This is a genomic window from Dysgonomonas sp., assembly GCF_035323175.1.
Lineage (GTDB): Bacteria > Bacteroidota > Bacteroidia > Bacteroidales > Dysgonomonadaceae > Dysgonomonas.
The window spans coordinates 1-18,852 of record NZ_DAOKYH010000028.1 but is presented as its reverse complement, the minus strand read 5'-3'; the positions used below and the strand labels follow the sequence as shown (position 1 = coordinate 18,852).

General features: G+C 41.6%; 23 protein-coding genes. 1 reads left to right on the top strand and 22 read right to left on the bottom strand.

Annotation, left to right across the window (positions count from 1 at the left end):
• Positions 1-49: 49 nt before the first annotated feature.
• From traM to PKC55_RS17175, 22 genes are all read right to left on the bottom strand, one after another.
• Positions 50-1,381, bottom strand: a complete 1,332-nt coding sequence (traM, locus tag PKC55_RS17280; protein WP_324373604.1) for a conjugative transposon protein TraM — start codon at positions 1,379-1,381, stop codon at positions 50-52.
• Entirely contained in the window at positions 1,347-1,628 is a 282-nt protein-coding gene (locus tag PKC55_RS17275) for a TraL conjugative transposon family protein (protein WP_291129830.1), read from the bottom strand. The genes traM and PKC55_RS17275 overlap by 35 nt, the downstream gene beginning before the upstream one ends.
• A 12-nt stretch (positions 1,629-1,640) precedes the next feature.
• Positions 1,641-2,264: a conjugative transposon protein TraK gene (gene traK, locus PKC55_RS17270; protein ID WP_291129827.1), complete on the bottom strand. Its 624-nt coding sequence runs from the start codon at positions 2,262-2,264 to the stop codon at positions 1,641-1,643.
• Positions 2,265-2,384: 120 nt separating this feature from the next.
• Positions 2,385-3,413: a conjugative transposon protein TraJ gene (traJ, locus tag PKC55_RS17265; RefSeq protein ID WP_291129825.1), complete on the bottom strand. Its 1,029-nt coding sequence runs from the start codon at positions 3,411-3,413 to the stop codon at positions 2,385-2,387.
• A gap of 2 nt (positions 3,414-3,415) precedes the next feature.
• The gene (locus PKC55_RS17260; protein ID WP_291129822.1) at positions 3,416-4,048 is read right to left on the bottom strand and encodes a DUF4141 domain-containing protein; all 633 of its coding nucleotides are present in this window, start codon (positions 4,046-4,048) and stop codon (positions 3,416-3,418) included.
• Between the two features lie 84 nt (positions 4,049-4,132).
• A complete protein-coding gene (locus PKC55_RS17255; protein ID WP_291129863.1) occupies positions 4,133-4,501 on the bottom strand; it encodes a fimbrillin family protein in 369 nt (122 codons plus the stop codon).
• Between the two features lie 16 nt (positions 4,502-4,517).
• Entirely contained in the window at positions 4,518-5,054 is a 537-nt protein-coding gene (locus PKC55_RS17250; protein ID WP_291129819.1) for a fimbrillin family protein, read from the bottom strand.
• 81 nt (positions 5,055-5,135) lie between these two features.
• Positions 5,136-6,086: a fimbrillin family protein gene (locus PKC55_RS17245; protein WP_291129816.1), complete on the bottom strand. Its 951-nt coding sequence runs from the start codon at positions 6,084-6,086 to the stop codon at positions 5,136-5,138.
• A 91-nt stretch (positions 6,087-6,177) separates the two neighbouring features.
• On the bottom strand, positions 6,178-7,062 hold the full coding sequence (locus PKC55_RS17240; protein WP_291129813.1) for a fimbrillin family protein: 885 nt from the start codon (positions 7,060-7,062) through the stop codon (positions 6,178-6,180).
• Complete coding sequence (locus PKC55_RS17235) at positions 7,059-7,991, bottom strand: fimbrillin family protein (protein ID WP_291129811.1); 933 nt, start codon at positions 7,989-7,991, stop codon at positions 7,059-7,061. The genes PKC55_RS17240 and PKC55_RS17235 overlap by 4 nt, the downstream gene beginning before the upstream one ends.
• Positions 7,992-8,003: 12 nt before the next feature.
• Entirely contained in the window at positions 8,004-8,897 is an 894-nt protein-coding gene (locus PKC55_RS17230; protein ID WP_291129809.1) for a hypothetical protein, read from the bottom strand.
• 9 nt (positions 8,898-8,906) lie between these two features.
• Positions 8,907-11,102 carry an OmpA family protein gene (locus PKC55_RS17225; RefSeq protein WP_291129805.1) on the bottom strand — a complete coding sequence of 732 codons (2,196 nt, stop codon included), beginning with the start codon at positions 11,100-11,102 and terminating at the stop codon, positions 8,907-8,909.
• A gap of 12 nt (positions 11,103-11,114) precedes the next feature.
• The gene (locus tag PKC55_RS17220; protein ID WP_291129802.1) at positions 11,115-11,657 is read right to left on the bottom strand and encodes a DUF3575 domain-containing protein; all 543 of its coding nucleotides are present in this window, start codon (positions 11,655-11,657) and stop codon (positions 11,115-11,117) included.
• Positions 11,658-11,694: 37 nt separating this feature from the next.
• Positions 11,695-11,982 carry a DUF3876 domain-containing protein gene (locus tag PKC55_RS17215; RefSeq protein ID WP_291129800.1) on the bottom strand — a complete coding sequence of 96 codons (288 nt, stop codon included), beginning with the start codon at positions 11,980-11,982 and terminating at the stop codon, positions 11,695-11,697.
• 11 nt (positions 11,983-11,993) lie between these two features.
• Positions 11,994-12,443, bottom strand: coding sequence for a hypothetical protein (locus PKC55_RS17210; protein ID WP_291129798.1), 450 nt, complete (start codon positions 12,441-12,443; stop codon positions 11,994-11,996).
• A gap of 17 nt (positions 12,444-12,460) precedes the next feature.
• Positions 12,461-14,962 (bottom strand): TraG family conjugative transposon ATPase, encoded by a 2,502-nt coding sequence (locus tag PKC55_RS17205; RefSeq protein WP_291129795.1) that lies wholly within the window; start codon positions 14,960-14,962, stop codon positions 12,461-12,463.
• Positions 14,963-14,973: 11 nt separating this feature from the next.
• Entirely contained in the window at positions 14,974-15,312 is a 339-nt protein-coding gene (locus tag PKC55_RS17200; RefSeq protein ID WP_291129792.1) for a DUF4133 domain-containing protein, read from the bottom strand.
• A 1-nt stretch (position 15,313) separates the two neighbouring features.
• Positions 15,314-15,613, bottom strand: a complete 300-nt coding sequence (locus PKC55_RS17195) for a DUF4134 domain-containing protein (protein ID WP_291129861.1) — start codon at positions 15,611-15,613, stop codon at positions 15,314-15,316.
• A 125-nt stretch (positions 15,614-15,738) separates the two neighbouring features.
• Positions 15,739-16,476 (bottom strand): hypothetical protein, encoded by a 738-nt coding sequence (locus PKC55_RS17190; RefSeq protein ID WP_291129790.1) that lies wholly within the window; start codon positions 16,474-16,476, stop codon positions 15,739-15,741.
• An 11-nt stretch (positions 16,477-16,487) separates the two neighbouring features.
• Complete coding sequence (locus tag PKC55_RS17185; RefSeq protein WP_291129788.1) at positions 16,488-16,781, bottom strand: DUF3408 domain-containing protein; 294 nt, start codon at positions 16,779-16,781, stop codon at positions 16,488-16,490.
• A gap of 38 nt (positions 16,782-16,819) precedes the next feature.
• Entirely contained in the window at positions 16,820-17,281 is a 462-nt protein-coding gene (locus tag PKC55_RS17180; protein ID WP_291129786.1) for a DUF3408 domain-containing protein, read from the bottom strand.
• Positions 17,271-18,026: a ParA family protein gene (locus tag PKC55_RS17175; protein ID WP_324373603.1), complete on the bottom strand. Its 756-nt coding sequence runs from the start codon at positions 18,024-18,026 to the stop codon at positions 17,271-17,273. The genes PKC55_RS17180 and PKC55_RS17175 overlap by 11 nt, the downstream gene beginning before the upstream one ends.
• Before the next feature lie 125 nt (positions 18,027-18,151).
• Between PKC55_RS17175 and PKC55_RS17170 the strand changes: the two genes are divergently transcribed.
• Positions 18,152-18,397: a hypothetical protein gene (locus PKC55_RS17170; RefSeq protein WP_324373602.1), complete on the top strand. Its 246-nt coding sequence runs from the start codon at positions 18,152-18,154 to the stop codon at positions 18,395-18,397.
• Positions 18,398-18,852: the final 455 nt, after the last annotated feature.

Genomic DNA, 18,852 nt, shown 5'->3' with positions numbered 1-18,852 from the left:
GTCTGTGTTAGTATAAAGGCCTGTGACCTTGGATTTTTAGTGGTTGTTTTTATTTATCAGAGATAAGCAATACCCGGTGTCCCGCCTTTAGCGTTACTTTGACCGTGCGCATTTTTTTCGAGAGGTACTGTGATGCCCCTTGTATCACTCCTTTAGACAGATCGGCGGCTATCTGTGATGCTGCATTGTCCGTAATCGAGATACTTGTTCCCATATTCAGTACCATATTGGCAGCCATTTCTTTAGCGGCATTCATTTCGGCTGATCCCGGAACCGATACCCCTTTACGCCCATCCATATCATAAGCAGCCAATTCCACAGGCAAGATATGCCCATCCAGCAGGATAGATGCGACAAGAATATCGACACGCTCCCCGCTAATTTTTGCCGTTCCGCTGACGACTGTTCCTTTGGGTATCAGACGGCCACCGACTTGTACTGTTTCCGCTAGCCGGAGTTGTACTCCCTGTCCGTCTGTCAATGTTACTGTCCTGTAGATCGTGGCATATACCCCGTTTCTTTTTTCATCAGGTTCGTTCCTTTCAATAGAATGAAATTCGGTATTGCGTGGCTTACTATATTCGGCGATAAAGGCGGAATCACTCATTTGTACAGGCAGGGAGGATACGACCTGTTCCTGTATCCGGCTCACGGAGATTGGGTTTTTATTGCTTACTGGGGATACCGGAGCTGCCTGAACCTCTTCTGTCGGTTGTATCGGTTCTGCAATTTGCCCTTGAGTAGTTGCAGGCATATACTTAGCTGCCATCTGGTAGGATTTTTCCATCAAAGCCAGTTGATCTTCCGCAATCTGTTGGGTTTGCTTACGTTCCTCCTCTTTTCGCTCTAGTTCTTGCAACCGCCATTCCAATTCTAGTTGACGTTGTTCCGCTTCCTGATCTATTTGGGGAGCAGCCTCGTAAAAACTACTCACCTGCCTGTTAACGTTTTGGTAGGCATAAACCGAAGATTGGATTTTGGCAGAAGACGGAGCTTCGCTGTTTGAACTTCCTGTCTTTTGCCCATCGGACGAAGAATCATCTGTTCCGTCAAAAGCAAAGGACATATCCTGTAGGGTACGCCTTTTCTGATGCTGCATACTTTCAAACTCATCTTTCTCATAAGCCCCTTTCTTGTCGGATATGATACCCTCTTCTTTGGGCATGGGTAGTTCTGCGTTATAACCCAGTCCCTCATTTTCCTTTTCTTTATCTGAAGCTGACGGGGCAAAGATCAGATACATACCCCCTGCAAATACCAGAAAAAACAAAGGGAAGATCAGAAGCTGTTTGCGTCTGCGTATCTGTTCGGGTGTCAGTTCTTCTTTTTCTTCCACCTTTTCGTTGTTATTTATCTTGTCGCTGTTCATAACTAAAATCATATAATTGATTTATACTGTCCTTCTGAAATTTCAATTGCCGGATATGTTCTATCTGCAATTGTTCCTGATGCTGTTTTTCTTTTCCCCAGTTGTAGATGGTTGAGAAGGTAAAGTAGATGTTTACCGAAGTAAAGACCAGGATCATAATGATAACCACGGTTATCCGCTTTTTAGGGGTAATTTCCCCGCATAGTTTCCTCAAATACGAGTCTATGATATAGCCTAATTCGTTTAATATCTGTCTCATACTTTTTCATTATTAGCGTTCTAAAACCCTTATATCCCTGTTTTCTACAATTTCAAAGGATTCCATGGTAAAACCGTGAGGATTGTTATCGCTTCTGACCGAATTGATCAGGTTGCAACGGGTAACCAGGCTGCGTTCGGTGACATTGCTTTCCCTGATAATCATCTGGCGGGCATAGGTTACGGCTTTATACGGATAAGTTTCGAAATTACAGACGACACTATCGACCTGTATACCCTGATTGATATTGCCCGATACCACACGGTTATAATACCCTTTTTCCGATAGATCCTTGTAATACCTGAAAGCACTTTTGTCCACCAGAAACAAGGAACGGTTGATATTACTCTCAATGGCATTCTTATCCGGAGATAGCGTGAAGAACAATTCATGGAAGCGGCGTACATGCTCTTTGGCTTCTACCGGACGGTTTTGCGACAAATCTTGTGAAAGAGCCAGCATCAGAGATTTTCCTCCATCCAGTACATAGATCTTTTGTCGTTGTTCTTCTGCAAAGTTGTAGGAACTCCATACCGAATATCCGGTAACGGCAGCACACAGGCAGAGAAATACAATTGAAAAAAGACGTATCTGCCGGAAGCTGGTTTCTATATTTTTCAATGCTTTAAATTCCATATTTCGATTAATTACTGTTATTTTAGAAAGTATCGCTACTAGCTACCGAGCCATAGTAACCGAAGACAGTAGCGATACTCCCTTTTGATGAATAACCGGCTCTGCTTATTTACATAAAGACTATTTGCCCATAAGACGTCCTGCAACATTTCCTGCAACGGCTCCGCCTCCGCCTGCTACTGCACTTGCACCGCCTTTTGCCATCTTTCCGGCATTCTGAGATTGTGAATTAACATTCTTACCCAAATTCCCCATACCTCCGGATTGGATGATCCAGTTGGAAACAGACGGTATTGTAAAATATCCGACTATCCCGATTAAGAGAAATATAATGTATACGGCATCCGTACTATCGGGGATAAAACTCGAATCCGATAAATTTTCGATGTCTTTTTCCAGCATCTTGATTTGAATTCGAGCTAGTATGGAACTGAACAGATCCGATACGGGTAACCACAGGTAAACCGATATATAACGGGTGATCCACTGGATAAGTGTCGATTGAAACCCGTCATAAACACTAATGGCAAAAGCGATAGGCCCCAGAATAGCCAGAACAATCAAAAAAAACGTCCTTATAACATCTATTACCAAAGCTGCGGCATGAAAGAGTAACTCCACAATGTTCCTAAAAAACTCACGTATTGCTTTCTCCGCCTTATAAGCAGTCCGTGTGACGTACATTCCTCCCATTGTAGCAATGTCTTTCGGTCCCCAGCCTAATTCTTCGATTTGCCTGTCAAACTCAGCATCATCGACCAGATAAGCTGTTTCCGGATTTCTCATATTGGCTTCGTATTCCAACTTGTCTTTCTTAGCCTGATACGCTTTCATATCAAAAGTCTGTGTTTCCAAAATACTATGTGTACCCGTTACGATTGGACTTATTACAGAATTGATGGTACCTAACACCAAAGTCGGAAAAAACATGATACAAAAGCCGATGACAAATGGACGGAGTAGCGGGTATACATCTATCGGTTCGGCTCTGGCTAATGCCTGCCAGACCCTTGAAGCGACATAGAATAATGCACCGAATCCGGCCAAACCTTTAGCTACTCCCGTCATATTACTGCAAAGAGGCATCATTTCAGTGTACAAATCCCGCAGTACCTGATGTATGTTTTGAAAATCGACTGCTAACATCATAATTACCAGTATTTATCGTTTGCATCCCCGTACAGGGAAAGTACACGGTCTGCCTGGTTCTTTTCCCTTGCCCTGAGATAAGAAACCGAGATATTTTTCTTGGTATAGTATACGGTGAGATTGCGGTATTTCTTAATCTCACTATACACCTGGTCTATAATGTCCATTCGCTCCTTATCACTCATGGAGAGGCCATTTGAAGAAGTGACGATGTTTTTAAGTTCACTTAGTTTATCTGCTCCCTCTTCCAGTATTTTAGTATAGCCGAAAGAGATGGCAGCAAGCTCATCTACCGAATAATTGGGATCGGTCATCATTTTCTGGAAATTCTCAATATAGATATCCGATATTTCCCCTACAAGAAGCACGGTCTGCTGTACTTTACGGGCATCCTTGACAAGATCATGCACGCTCTTGAGCTTATCATAGTATTCCTTTCCCTGATTGTAAATTTTAACAGTTTCTTGAAAATTTGAGATCATATTTTTCGCAGTTGTAGAGGTTTGAGCAATCTGATTGGCAGAGTTTACAATTCCCTGTGCCAGATTTGAAGGATCAAAAACCGCCCATTGAGCACTAATATTTGTTGTGAAGAGCAAAAGGCTTACCCACAACATAAAAATTTTTGTTTTCATGCCGTTTAAATTTGTTTAATAAATAAATGATATACAGGAGATAGATACATCTCCTGTGTTTTTATAATTCTTATGCGGTTACTCTTATTCGAGTAATATATCCCCGTTTACACCATCTGTCCAGTCTGCTATTTTCACATTGCCAATACTTAATTCATTACCGTTGAGCTGTACATTGTAGGTATATTTTGTTCCCTGCTTCCATTGTGTACCTGCGGGGAATTTCCATGTGTACTCTCTATTGTCAATACTGAAATGGACAGTAACATCTCCTTGATCCGTAGTTTGTCCGGTAGGGATCAATAACAATTTTATATAATCTTTCTCATCCGTGGATTTAATATCCGGTATGACCATAAGGGGAGTACTGTTTATTTGTATCGTCCTGTCCGATCCGGAAAGTTCGGTTATTTCCCCTGTCTCTATGTTCATTTTTCCACTTCTATGGACAATGGATTTATCAGGAGCATTATTGATAGCAACTCTCGTAAGTCTGCCAGCCCATGAATAGTCTGTTATATAAATTAAACTGAATGAGTGCTAAAGCGTGGTTCATGGTCAGGTTGACGCTGCGGTTATCTTTATTAATGGCGCTTTGTCCTGTTCCGTACATATAATCTGTCAATCCGCTTTGTACCGACATTACTTTTCCGTTCGGAGACCCTGACATATAAGGATAATAGGCATAGATTACGGCATCATGTGCATACAGGTTAACAGCCGGGGTCTGTATCCATCTGCCGTTTGTCATTGTTGAAGGGATATTATACGAGACATCGGAAGAGTAATCTTCTCCTAAGTTCCCTTTGGTGATAAACAGCCCCAACTTGCTGCCTTCCGTAAAATCAGAAACCGGGCCGCTTCTCAATAAGCCGGACATTTTGTTTAACCCTGTGTTTATAACTAACTCGGAGGAAATGTTTTCTACGGTATATCCGTTCTCTTCTTTATCGCAACTGATAAAAATAACAGCTATCAGAGCCAATGAAAATAGTATTCGTTTCATATACGTCGTTTTTATAAATTAATACATTAATTAAAAAGTGAATGACTCAGCTAAAATAAGATTGATTCTTACCCGCTGTTTTTAATGTAGGTCAATGCCCTGTCTGGCACTATCAATCCAGTCCGTAATAATAATATCATCGATAACCAACTCCGTCCCGTTGAAAATGACATCGTAGAGGTACTTTGTTCCCTGCTTCCAAGTGGTATTAATAGGAACATGATAGGTATAAACAGAACCATCGATAGAGAACCGTATTACAATACTGCCATTGTCTGAAGTGTTATTTAAAGGCATAACCAGAACTTCCTGCGGGTTGATAGCATCATCCTCTACAATGGTATACAAGCCGTTTGCATTTTCAATGTAAGCCGGATTATGTTGTCCTTCTATTGGCGTTAATTCTCCAGTCGATAAGTTAAGCGATGCGGCACTAGATAGATCATATTTACTGTTTTTATTCGCAACTTCTATACGCGTTAGTTTCCCTTCTCCCGGATAATTCATTCTTCGGATATTAAACTGAAGTAGTGATAAAGCATGCTTCATGCGGATTCTTACATTAGGATTGTCCTTATTGATAACTCCCTGTCCTTCCGCATTTGTTCCATACATATAATCTACTTGGCTTGTATGTTCTACATTCATATTGGATGTACCATTTGTATAAAATGCATTGTACGGATAAAAAGCAAAAAGGGTCGCAGGGGAATCTCCGAGCTTAACTTCAGGAGTCAGATTCCATTTACCCGAATTATATTCCGCCTTGACATTATTGTAAGGCCCTTGCGGATAGTTACTTCCTAATGTTCCGTTTGTAACAAAAAGGCTTAATGCTGATCCTTCGGAAAAACTGCTTAATGCGGCTTTGGCAGATCGTAAGCCTGTTTCAGTAGTCGTGATCTCTGTCTCGATTTTTAGATCAGATGTTTGTCCCTGTGTGGTATTCGCCCTTTCATCCTCATTATTACAGCTTGAAAAGCCGAATACACTTGCGGAAACCACCGCTATACATATAAATAATCGTTTCATCTTTTTAAATTAAATTGTTTATAAATAAGCCGTTTTACAGGTTTTGGCGCCTTATACCCATTCGATGGCTTTGGTTTTTTATAATTATTGTTTATTCGTACCAGGGCAGGTTTATCCTGTCTGTTCCCTGATCTATCCAATCTTCTATCCGTACATCCACAATTTCGAGCAGATGTTCCTGTATCAATACCTTATAGGTATATTTCTTCCCTCTTTCCCATTTAGTTCCGGCAGGTACAGGCCAGTGTGCTTTCAGGTTATCTGTGTAGAAGTCGATCATGATATCCCCGTCATATTCTGTTCTGTCGACGGGTACAACCATCAATGACGCTTTTGCCCCGTCATAAAGATGATCGGAATCCAACTGCCATCCGTAGATTATCGCCGCATCGTTCCAACCTTTGAGGTGTTCCATCTTTCCGGTAAGAAGATCCAACTTCGCCTTGCTGTAAAGGTTCTGCCCCTGAATGGAGATAAAATTCAGGTTTGTCGCTTGGGAAACATCCGTCCACTGAAATTCGAACTCGATCAGAGCCAAAGCGTGCATCATGATCAACAAAAGCACCGGATCAGAACTGTTGACACTGTGCCTGAAGCTGTACAGGTAATCTGTTTGGCTGGTGTGTTCTATCTCGAAAGAAGTTGCAACATTATTTTCAGGATTATAAGGAAAAGTAGCATATATATCCGTATAGCTTTCTGAAAGAAGTACAGGAGTCTGCAATGCCCATGTCTTATTTTTGTAAGTCATTCCCTTGTAGCTTAGCCCTTGCTCCCCATCTATATATAAGCCGATTTGCTCCCCTTCTTCAAAGTATGCTTTGGATGTACTATCGTCTTCCGATATAAGACTGAATCCTACCTGCGCAACAGAAAGAGCGACCTCTTGTTTCTCTACTGCCCAGCTATCGGGATCACTACACGAGTAGTAAAGAGATAGGATTGCTATCATTGAAAAAGTATGCTTCATTTTCATTCGTAACTGCTTATTTGGGTTAATACTGCACTGATATCTATAGATTTGCCGGAAGATTTTAATGTTCGTGCCCCGGAAACCATTTCCACCTGATAGGTATACTTCATACCCGATTGCCAGTGTGTTCCTGCTTTTAGAGGATATGTATAAATTTGTCCGTCAATTTCAAATTCAAAGAATAAATCTCCGTCATTCTTTACAGGCTCAATGGGCATGACCAGAATACGTGGATACTCTTCTTCACTGGTATATGGCTCATAGAAATTCATGTCTTCGGGTATGATGACAGCTTGGTCGTAATAGCCATCGGATGGTTTTACTTCTCCGCTTTCCACATTCAATATCCCCTTACTCTTAAGATGAGTTATCCCATCCGCATTTTGGATAGAAACCTTTTGTACTGAACAGTCATGTGGGTACTCGTTTTTGATAAATTTAAACTGAACTAAAGTCAGCACATGCCACATTACTATATCCGCATAAGAATGTTCGCGGCTTACATATCCTCCGCCTACCTGTCCGTGCATATAATCGGTCTGGCTAATATGCTCTACATCCAAATAGATATTCCATAAATAGGCATGCTTGCTATGCATGTAGGGATAATATGCCATAATACGCATAGGGTTACTGCCTAAAAATATCGGTTCCGGTAAATACCAGCCGTAACGCTCACGCGCTGTATATGGAAATGGATTTCCCCTGTAGTATTCGTGCAGGTAAAGCCCGATTGTATCGCCATTCACAAATTCAGTGATTGTCCCCTTTCCTGATTCCGGCCTGTTATTAAACACTGTTACCGATTTGAATTGTAGCTGTGTATCATACAGAGTAGTAGTACCCGTATCCGCTAAATTTTCATCTGAACAGGAAAAGAACAGAGCAAAGGCAACGAAGAGCAATACTGATGTTATTAAAATCTTTTTCATCTTACTACAATTTTATAGTTCAATAATTCCACCGTCCGAGACATTCCATCCGGTAATAACGACCTCTATACTCATCAGTCCCATGCGTATTTCAATCGTGATATTTATAATACGTGTTGTAAATCCGCTGAAAACATTTGTCAGGTCGATACTTTCATTGTAAGTATTTCCACCGGACGTTTCCAAGGCGATATCCAGCAGGTTATCAATTCTCTCCTCACTTTGCTTATCGGGATTTGCTCCAAACACCTTCATTGTAGAAGAGAATACATTGCTTTTATCTGCATTTCTTTTAGTCTCAAAAGCCAGCCATGCAGCAGACTCCAGTCCATCCAACTGTTTAAAGCCATATTTGTAGGCAATACCTGAAAGTTCTCCGTTAATGGAGCTGACACCCACACCCGAATTATCAATCACCATAAAATCAATATTGATTTGCCGTGTAGCCGATTTCAGCACAGGCTCACTGACAACCCTTTCAAAAGGGATCACCGTCATATCTGTATTTGCCGCATACAATGCCGGAGCCTGAAACGTGTAAAGCCTGCCGTTCTCTTCGGATGTACTTAACTCAGCTCTGGCTGTATTGGGACAATCCATACCGAAAAAACTGATATTCTCCAATCCGTATGCATTACACGCCAGCACCTTATAGCTTACAGCCTGAATACCTGTCACCAATGTATCGGATGTAATACTATATGTATAATTACGCTGTGGAGATAACAGATAGATGTCTGTTAACGCAGATCTGGTATCATCTTGAGTCAACCCTGACCAATCAGGTCTGATCTCTACATCCCCGTAGTAGGTGCAATCTTCCGAGAAGTCGATCAGGTTGCAGGATGCCATCAGCATACTACAGATCAGCGATACAATCAATCGTATTTTTTTTATCCTTTTCATAACTAACTTTTAGTAATTATCATCGTTATCCTCTTCCTGATTCAGGTTATACGCCTTAATAAGCTTATTGATCTCAGGATCGAGAGTGCCCCGCCAGCGTTTTGCCGGATCGAGTTCTACCGAGTGCAGGTAACGGGTAACGGCTTCCTGGGTCTTACCTAACCGTGATGCGACTACAGCCAGCAGGTACTCGTTGTTTGAGGTTTCCTGTTCGCCCGAGAGGATATTATATGCCGCCTGATCGTAGCCGAGGCTCATCAAACAAATCGCGGTGTTATAGTCGTTATACTCATGGAGTATCGAAAGAGCCTCGGCATACTTGCGTTTAGTCATTAACTCTATACTTCGGGCATAAACTGTATCAGGCTCTGTTGTATGGATGGTATCTTTTACCATTCCTTTACGATGCACATGGAATGTAAAATCGACAGCCCGCAAGTGGGGATAGAGTTTCTCCCGGATATATTTGTAGTCGGCAGGATGTTTCGAACGGATATCCAGCTCCTTTTTATCGGGATCAATATCTGATACGATCAGATCCAGGATAACCTGTTTATTTCCACTCTCTAAAGAATCTGTTGCCAACTTTAATAATCCCTGCCAGTCTTCACCCTTTGGATATGGTTTCAGCATCGACTTAATGCCGTCAATATCAGATAACTCACCTTCCAGATATTTACCGATAGATTCAGCACGCCTTTTTGCCAAAAGCATATTCGAGCGGAAACTGCCTTCGGGTGAACAACCTGCAATGAGTGAAATACTGTCCATCACAAACTCTCCTGTTTCGGTTAGCTTATCCAACATATGCTGTACCTTTTCCAATTCCGAACGGTTATCACCCAAAGCGATATCCATTTCATATTTTCCTGTCTTAAAGGTGACATTCGCCCGGAGTGTAGACATGGCTTTACGCTCGATGATCTTACGCATATAGCGGGGAGTAGTATCTAAGAATTGTATCATAGAAGAAACGATATAGTCCAGTGTATCGGAATGGGGCAACAAATGGCTGTCTCTATGAATGGACTGGGCATAACCGTCCAGATAAATCTTCATCCTGCGGCTGTCCTCATCCGCCATGACCTGCTGCTTGTAATAGTATTCGAACTTCCCTTTATTGTAGATCACTGTATCAAGCCTAGCTTTTTCGTTTTTGGGAAACTTCACCATTTCGGCAAAAGCAATATGTTTGTTATCGATCAGGCTCTGGTTTTTAGTAATCTGACGATCTTTGAGGAATCGCTTTTTAAGAAAAACCGAATCGGAAGTCGTTACAGGCTTATAGTCGTTCACAAAACCGATTGTGTATTTGTCCTTACGGTATTTCCACAATGTATATTCCGGCGAGAATTCACGCAAAAGATGAAACATCGGCAGGATGTTTACAATTTGCTTATATCGCTTATTATAAACAGAAGCTATATGAATCGTATCCTGATCGAAATATTCGTATCGTTCTTTTATTCCCAAAAAGCCCATCTGCTTTTTGAGCCAATTCCTGTTGTGGTACATCTTTTGGTTAAAGAACTCGTAACGCTTGTTCAGGCGAGACTTATACTTTGAGTATCCTGCATGATCGAGTGAATCCTTGCGAACCTTTCCAAGTTCAGATTTATTGTAATTGGCAATATACCTATGAAAAGCTCCTGTTTTGACAAAGTATTCGTCGAACAGGCTGTCAGGTATAATCTTTGAAAGGTATCTGTCAAACTCAGCGTACTGCTTTTGCTGTAACTTTCTAAAATCATCACCCGAAATTACAAGGTCTTCAAAGTCTGAGATTTGGTCTGCTTTGATTAAGTGCGGAGTCAGGTTCAATTGCCATTTGCTGTTTATCAGCTCTTCGGGAACCGAAACAATAAAATCCACATCCACTTTACCAAAGCGTTCAGGCACGTTTTTCATTTTCGCTGTTACGGTTACTTCTTTTAGTTGTACCGCTAACTGTGTATTTCCATCTTTATCTTTTTCTGTCTGTACATAGGTGGTCACATTGCCGTGCCTGTCTTTCATATCGATGACCGAAGGCAGTTTTTTATCCCACACCTTTTCCTTTGTCTCTTCCACAGGCTGCACAGGCAGATGGATATTGGCACGTGCCTCTTTATCCATCCGTTGAGTACTACAGGAAGAGAACAGGTATGCCATGGACACCATAACTGCTAAGAACAGATAGAAAAAAGGGTATGTAACTATTCTCATAATCATAGTCATTTAAAATAGATAGATTAATGAAAGGGTGAGCTTATTCGGTACGGCTATCCAGCGTGAGTATTTCCCCTTTTTTCGTCCGCACTCTTCACACTCATACTCGTTATAATCCGCCCAGACAAGCCCGATTCCCCCTTCGATCTCCAGATTCCAACGAGGCGATAAGAGCCAGGCATACCCTGCACTAATCCCCATTCCGTAAGCCTGCCCTTCATAGCGGCTGTCTTTCCATGTAACATGATATTTAGAACCGATAGCATTCGCTCCGACAAATCCATTGACATAGGATTCAAGCAGCCAGTAACGCACTCCGGGCATCACCGTAAAATTTTGAAACTTTTTGTTATCCTTGAACAAAAAAGGGTTATAGTACACAGGTAGGTGCAGCGACCATTTACGGTCTAACGTTATGCTTACTTCCGCATTTATTGTTCCTGTTCCCAGAGCCGGGATATTCGTGCCCAGCGAATAGAACTGGGCACGTCCCGTAGTGGAACAGAAAATAACAAGAAAAAGCAGTATGTATTTTGATATACTATTTTTCATATTTATTATTTCGTTTTTATCATTCTCCCGATAGGGATTATTCTCGCTTATAACTTCCTTCGGATGCGACAAGCAATAAATCATTCTCTTCATCGTAAGCCAATTCTATACGGCCGAACATGTCGAATACCATTCTATCCTGAACGACTGATATACGGGTGTCTACTTTTACCCCGTCCCTATATTCAAATTCAATGTGATAGGAATGGCTTCCTTTGTAAATACGTACCGGAGGAGAACCCGAATTATTTACCCAACGGCCTGTTAAATGGACTAGAGGACATTGTGCAAACGGTTGTTTGCGAAGTCTTTTCTTCTTTTCCATAAGATCCCTCTTTAGCCTTCAGATCGTTTCTGATAATTGAAGTACGGAACGATGTAAATCCCTTTCAGGTCAGGATTGTAGCATAACTTGAAATAGCAGGATTCAATAAAGAAATAGAATACCCCTTCTTCCCGGTCATCGGCAGTGATCCTGTAGATCAGTTCCGGTTTATAGTCAAATGAGATCAGGTAAATATCTTCTTCCCTGACGATAGTAAAGTAGGGTGGTATCATGTCTTTGAGTTGTTTGAAGGCATCCGTCTTATACGACCACTTTCCGCAGAGATCGTCCAACGAGACGGGCTTCGGCTCTTGCTGATGCCTTTCAATACATTCTGCAAAGCTGATACCTGATACAGGGAACTGCATCTCTATTTCTCCTTGTTTATTTAGTATATCCAATATTTCTGTCAAATGGCTGACTACAGCCATCAAATCATTTCTATCTAATTTTTCAAACATCGTTTTTTATTTTTTAATTAATTACTTGCTTTATTCATGGCTATTTGTTTAATAGCCATCTCAATATCTCCTCCCAGCTTTTCGGTTAGCTTTTGAACTTCAACCTTTTCGGTTTCTTCCGTTGTATAGGTATAGTATTCCGAGGGACTCACCTCTGTGGCATATACGGCTGATTGGACACCACCCAGACCGAACCATACTTCTTTGTATTTACGCCCCGGATGATTCGACATATTGATAGAGAGGATCTGAGCCTTTTCCTTATCGGTAAGACCTAAGAGCGATTGGATCACGTCAAAACGGTTCATGAATTTGCGTTGGTCTAACAGGATTTTACAATCAGAGTTATTAATGATAGCCTCCTTCACTATTTCGGAAGAAATAAGGTCTGTAATTTCCTGTGTTACAGTGATTATTTCGCCGAAATACTTTCTAACTGTTTTATACATATACTTCATGTATTCAGCCATGCTTGCCGACGAAAGAGCCTTCCATGCCTCCTCAATTATCAATTGTTTACGAATACCCTTTAACCGCCTCATTTTGTTGATGAAAGCTTCCATAATAATGATGGTCACTATCGGGAAAAGTTCTTTATTCTCCTTGATCTGGTCAATTTCGAATACGATAAACCGTTTATTAAGCAAATCGAGTTCCTTATCCGAGTTCAGCAGAAAGTCGAAACGGCCACCTTTGTAATATTGGCGGAGCGTAGTCAGCATATTGTCAATGTTGAAATCTCTCTTTTCCACTTTAATCTCTCTACTTTCCAGTTCCGGTTTGTAGGTGTCCCGCATAAATTCATAGAAAGTATTGAAACTTGGACGAATATTTCTATCGGTTTGTATCAGTCCTATATACTCGTCAACAGCACTACCTAATTCTCCCGATTCGGTCTTTGTTATTTTATCGTCCTCGCTTTTCCAAAGGGTAAGTAACAGTGTTTTTAAACTGTCTTTCTTTTCTACATCAAACTGATTATCATCGGTATAAAAAGGATTGAAAGAGATCGGATTATCTTCCGTATAGGTAAAATAGACTCCGTCCTGTCCCTTGGTTTTGCGGCGGATCATTTCACATAATCCCTGGTAGCTGTTACCCGTATCCACCAGAACGACATGCGTGCCTTGTTCGTAATACTGCCTGACAAGGTGATTCATAAAGAAGGACTTACCACTACCCGAAGGCCCCAATACAAACTTATTCCGGTTGGTGATGATTCCTTTCTTCATCGGTAAATCGGAAATATCCAGATGGAGTGGCTTACCCGAAACCCTGTCACACATCTTGATTCCAAAGGGAGATGGTGACGACTGGTAATTTGTTTCTTCCGTAAAAAAACAAAGGGCAGGTTTGATGAAAGTGTAGAATGATTCTTCCGAAGGAAAATCTCCTGCATTACCCGGCATCCCGGCCCAATAAAGGGTAGCGGCATCCATAGTATTGTGACGGGGCTTACATTCCATAAGAGCCAATTGGCTGCCGACATCATTTTTGATATGCTTTAGTTCCTCCTTATCATCACTCCAGGCGATAACATTGAAATGTGCCCGTATGGAGGTCAGCCCAAAAGAATGAGCCTCATTCAGATAGAGGTCGATCCACTCTTTATTGATTTGATTGCCACGGGAATAACGGGAAAGGGATTGCATGTTGCGTGCTGATTTCTCAAACTTCCGCAGATTTTCCGCACTGTCATCTAAAAACAAATACTGATTGTAGATATGGTTACAGCTAAGTAGCAAGCCTACGGGAGCGGCAAAACTCAATCGACAGTCACTTCTGTCCGTAGACAGTTTTTCATAACGCATATCCGTTGCGATCTTTCCGGGTAGGTCTTCCGCATCCGACAGGGTATGCAGGCATACCCGTTTGTCTCCGATACGCAAGCTGTCAGCCCCTAATTCCATATCCTGCAAGCAGGTCGTCTTTTCTAGTGACAGGGAAAAATATTTTTCTACCAGCCCTGCCTGATCTTCGGTTCCGGTAATCTCATCCGATGTGAGGCGGGTAAGGGTGATGAATCCCGAATCGTTCATAATCTGTTCAAACTGTCCGACCGCTTCAAGGAACTTAACAGCCGTATTCTTATTGACTTCCTTGGGTATAATCTTCCCCCTGCACAGGGATGAAAAATTCGATTGCATACGCATCCGCTCCTTGGTTGTTTTGGTCAGGAACAGAAAGCAGGTGTGGTTTAAAAACGGACGTTCGTTAAAATGAAGTTCATACGAGCGGGATAAGAAAGTAAGGTCCTCTTTATCCGTATCCGGCTGATACTTCTCTCTGGTAAACCAGTCCTGCTTAAGGATAATACTGTAATCGGGCAATACTTTGATTGCTTTTCCCCAGGATGAATGAATGGCTTCGTACTCGGTAGAGGTGACGGTGAAAAGTTCAGGCAGAGCTACTTTGTAGGCTACAGTTATATCCGCATCCTTGCTGATAATACAATCATGCTCTACCGAAAGAAGCGGAAACTTACTCTCTATAGTTGAAGCTTTCAGAATATTTCTCATGTGATCCTGTTTTATATTTTATTCGACACTTTTCTTCTTTTGGAATTTTTAAAAAGTCTGTGGGGAATTTTCCTGTTGATCAGGTAGCGGGGATGATTGCGTTTTGCCAGCATCTTCATCAGGCCGTGTTCGCCGTATTTTTCATTGAGCCGGAATGTAAGTCCTATCAGGACAGAGGCGGAGATGACTCCGAAGCCGATGCAGACCCATTGGTCTGCACCTGCCATATACATGACGACAAAAACAATGAATACGGCTAACAGCCCGGCGGCGAAGATGAACAGGAATTGAGCTTTCAAACCCTTAAATTCCACACTTTTGCCAATTCCTTTATTGATATTGAATTTCATCTTAGAGGAAGAAAGAACGAAGGATAGTTGCCGCTACAATGAGAAATATACAGGCTCCGAACCAACTCGCTGCGGTCTTTGATGTATCGGGATCTCCGGAGCTGAACTTGTTATATACCTTGATGCCTCCTATCAAACCGACAACCGCTCCGATTGCATAGATTAATTTTGTTCCGGGATCAAAATAGGAGGTCACCATATTGGTAGCATCAGTTATACCACCAATTCCGTTGCCTTGTGCAAATGCGGATGAAAAGGCCATAAGAATGGCTAACGAAAAAAAGAATCTTTTTTTAGTCATCATAAATTGTTTTAATAGGTGCAGGAAACAGGTGTTTCCCACACCGGTTACTAAGTTGTTTTAAAATGGATTTTTAGTGGAGCTTTTTAAGGATAAGCTATCCGTACTCTTTTTCTTTCATACTCTCATGTCTTAATTTGTTGAACAAGATCATTAATATCAAAGCCCTCGGGAACCACCTTTGATTTTCGGCTTTTAGCTTCGCCTATTCCTTCCAAATAATCTTTCATGTGAACATCCATCAACTCGGAAACAATGTCCCTGCGTTGTGGGGCACTCGATGCCAGTTGTTCGAATAACTCGGTGTTTTCCAGCTTGCGGAGCGTTCTTCCGGCTTGAAGACATTCTTGGGGTGTTGCCTGCGGGTAGTGTACGACTACCGTTACGGCTTGTCCCATATCTTCAAAGGTCAGTCCGCTGGCAAAGGAAGCTCCCCGAAGCCCTTCCACTTCTTCCGATTCCTCTTCGTTTTCTTCCTCCTCCTGACTGTCCTCCTTCTTATATTCGAGTGGAACATCAATCGGTAAAAGCGGGTTATCATCCGGATCTTCCGGTTCTACGTTCTGTTCGGGGACACTTCCCTCAGACTTTGATGAAACAAAATTATTCGAATTTCCAGCCTCTTTTTGGTTTCCTTCGGGCTTGGCATCGAGTGGCTCTGATTTGGCAGTGCTTGGCTTCGGGCTATCCGAAACGGGCATTGTAAAAAGGCTTTTTCCGATAATTGTATTTTCGGGTGGCGGCATAGAAGGGGGCTGGTTATCCCTTTCGCTTCTTTGATTCCTCTTCATGTGTGTCCACAGGACATAACTGGTAACACACACGACATAGAGCAGAACAGCTATTATAAGTGCAGTCAGCATAGCCTTCAGATTTATTTATCCTGTCCGAAAATATCTTTCGGACAGGCTTCTTCATACAACTTTTGAATCACTTCTTTATTCTCGTCGAAGTGATTCCTGAGTATATTGTCTAGATACTCGGAAATTGATACAGTATTGCCTCCGGCAACCTGTATGAGCTTTTGGATGATCCGATGGTACTCCTTTCGGATATTAACAGACTTACCACTTCTGGATATTAAATTTGTCTCTTTCAGGTAAAGATTCTTATACTCTTTTGTCCCTGTAAGATTCTTTTCCGTTTTTTTACTAAAAATGTTACTCATGATTTTTTGTTTTTATTATTTATAGATATTTGTTTGACCTACATAAGTCCACTCAGATCACTCTCTTCCTGCTCTTTCCATTTCCTGTAAGCCTCGACAATCTCATCTTTGTGTTGCTCTAGGTGTTCTCCGAGGATCAGGTCGATATAGCCGCCGACCGTTATATCCTTATCTCCCAGCATGCGGACTACAGCAGAAATAATTTTATGGTTTTTCTGGCTGATATAAACACACTGGCGGGTTTTAAATTCGTTGCGTTTAAAGAAGATATCCCCATAGTTGATGTTGCCCTTTTTCCGACGGGAAGATGTTTTAGTATCCACCGGGCCGGATGCTGTAATGGAGGTTTTTACAGTCTCTTCGGTTGTATTATCCGATATATTCGCTGGAGGTTGCTGTACCTTCTTCTCTTCTTTTCGGGGAGCATGGATATCCCTGTCTCGAAAGGTTGAGAGCAGGAATTCTTCATCGATGCCGTCGGTATTAAGTTTATTCTTCATCTTTATGAATGATTTTTATTATTTCATCCGTCAGCTCTTCCAAAGAGCTTCCTTTGATAAGGCTTTTGTCGGGAGGGAACAGAGTAGACCGGAAAATGGCTTTTCCCGATGTAGGCAATTCCCTACGGAAACGTTTGCTGTCGGGGATAAAAGTTTTCAGAACAGTCAAGCCCAGTTCATCTATCACTGTCTCGTATATTTTATATAACTCCGATTTTTCCCTTCCGTCCACCATATTCCAGAACAGGTATAAACCTTTAATATCGCTTCTGCCTGTAGTAATCAGGTTTTCGTTTATGTTTACCACAAATCTCAATGTGCTTTCCAATACCACCCTGTCAGCTGCAATAGGAGAAAAAATATAGTCCATCTTAGAAAGCGTTTTCAATACCCCCGGACTATTGACTGTTCCCGGCAAGTCGAAAAAAATAAAATCAAGTTCCTCATGTTCTAATTTTTGAGCTTCCTCTAAGGCATATTCAGGTTTGCTTTCCAGTATGATGTAACCTTTCTTTTGGGTACGGGTAATCTGGGTGTATGCCAGCTGTTTGTAATATTCACTTTGCAATGTCATTTCGACATCTCGCTTACGCATCTCGGTGATGCTGTGTTGGGGAAAGTCACAATCGACAATCGCCACATTAAAACCTCTGACGTATTGTAAGTAACTGGCGATCAAAACAGTCATTGTTGTCTTTCCTGCGCCTCCTTTTTGGGTGGAGAATGCCACACATTTTGTTTTCATGTTTCAACTGTTATAAAAATTAATAATCAATGATTTCATTACTTCCGGTTATCATTATTGTAATGCTGATTCAAATCATTGCAGTTTTGCTGCTGTATCGTGTTATATCCACATTCCGATATTGAATGGCTTCCCTGTTTCCCGAGGTCAGTACTTCAGTAAATCAGTACGTCACCGCTTCTGCATTTCCTTTGTTCGCTACATCCGTATCGAATTCTTACAATATTTCAGTACTCAATTACGGAAACAAGGATAAATTGCAGTTCTTCTATACGGCTGAAAATCTTTACTTCCATAAAGAATCCGTTCATTATTTATTTAATGCTGTACCTCTGTACTTATTTATTTCTATACCGATGTTCTTCAGTTGAGAAGTAGATCATTCTCTCAGCAAATAAACATCAAAAAAGAGCCTTCTTTATGCCTTTTTTGTGTGGTGGCAGCGAGTGGCGTCGGTTTGGCATCGATTGGCACTACCAACTTATATGCACGATATTATAATGGTAATTAACTTTGTGGAGTAAATAATTCCCGGCATCTTGGCCTATCCTTACAGGCTATTCCGCTAACGTTTAATCTGTCCCTTCAGGGCAGATTCTGGATGTTCGTCAGAACATAGCAAGCTGTGTTTTTTGCTGCACGAAATTCGTTATGCAGCAAAAAACGCTTGCCCCCGTAAAGGGGGAAAAGCACTCTCCGAAGTCGGTGCTTTTAGTTAATGTAATGGGGACTGGATGTCCCGGAATTGATTGCGATAACCACTAAAAATCCATTTTTATGACAACGGAAAAACAAAAGGCTCCTAAACGGAGTAAAAGGGGACGGA